1 protein-coding gene is annotated in these 1116 nt (G+C 64.4%); it reads left to right on the top strand.

All coding sequences use genetic code 11. The features are described from left to right. Positions 1-107: 107 nt before the first annotated feature. The gene (locus PUN51_RS20620) at positions 108-1112 is read left to right on the top strand and encodes an IS481 family transposase (protein WP_275182382.1); all 1005 of its coding nucleotides are present in this window, start codon (positions 108-110) and stop codon (positions 1110-1112) included. The last annotated feature ends 4 nt before the right edge of the window (positions 1113-1116 follow it).

Here is a 1116-nt window from a genome sequence, read left to right as displayed (position 1 = left end):
TGTACTGTCCCGCCAGGTTGGTGACACTGGGTTGATTTGAAGCAATAAGAGGACCTCCGGGTGTTGTGTGGTGCTTGTCGAGAGCGAACACAAACCAGGAGGTCCTCGTGTCCCACCGTAACGCGTTTTTGGCTCATGCGGGGCGTCTGCAGCTGGCCCGGTGCATCGTGGTTGATGGCTGGCCGTTGCGCCGGGCTGCCGAGCGGTTCAACGTCTCTGTGCCAACGGCGGCACGCTGGTCCCGCCGCTACCGGGAACTCGGTGAAGACGGGCTGGAAGACCGCAGGAGCCGGCCGCTGAGCTGCCCGCACAGGACCCGGGTGCGCACCGAGCGGCGCGTGCTGGGGCTGCGGGTGAACCGACGGTGGGGTCCGGCGCGGATTGCCTACCACTTGCATCTGAACATCTCCACGGTGCACCGCATCCTGGTCCGCTACCTCTGCCCACCGCTCCGATTCACGGACCCTGCCACCGGGATCAGGATCCGCGGCCGGGACCGCGCCCACCGATACGAGTACGCCTGGCCAGGGGAGATGATCCACGTAGACATCAAAAAGCTCGGACGCATCCCCAACGGCGGCGGACACCGCGTCCACGGGCGGGTGCAAGGTGAAGCGAACTCCCGGGCCCGGAACCTCTCCGAAGGCCAGCCAAAGGACCGCGGCCAAGTCCGGGGCTACACCTTCCTGCACCACGCCGTGGATGACCATTCCCGGTTCGTATACTCCGAGATCCTGCCGGACGAAACCAAGGAGAGCGCGTCGGCGTTCATGACCAACGCCATCGCCGCGTTCGCTGCCCACGACGTGAAGATCCAACGAGTACTCACGGACAACGGCGCCTGCTACCGCTCCCGAGCCTTCGCAGCTGTCCTGGCCGAAGCCGGGATCAGACACAAACGCACCCGCCCCTACCGGCCCCAAACCAACGGTAAAGTCGAACGCTTCAACCGCATCCTGCAAGAGGAATGGGCCTACGCCAAGGCCTACAGCTCAGAAGCCGAACGGCAATCCTGCTACCCCGACTTCATCGAGTACTACAATCAGCGCAGGCCACACACTGCACTCAAAGGCGCCTCACCCGCCAGCCGCGTCACCAACCAACCGGGTTAGTACA

The sequence above is a fragment of the Arthrobacter sp. NQ4 genome (genome assembly GCF_029077345.1).
GTDB lineage: Bacteria > Actinomycetota > Actinomycetes > Actinomycetales > Micrococcaceae > Arthrobacter.
The sequence above is the reverse complement of the archived record's forward strand: the minus strand, read 5'-3'. Positions and strand labels throughout refer to the sequence as shown.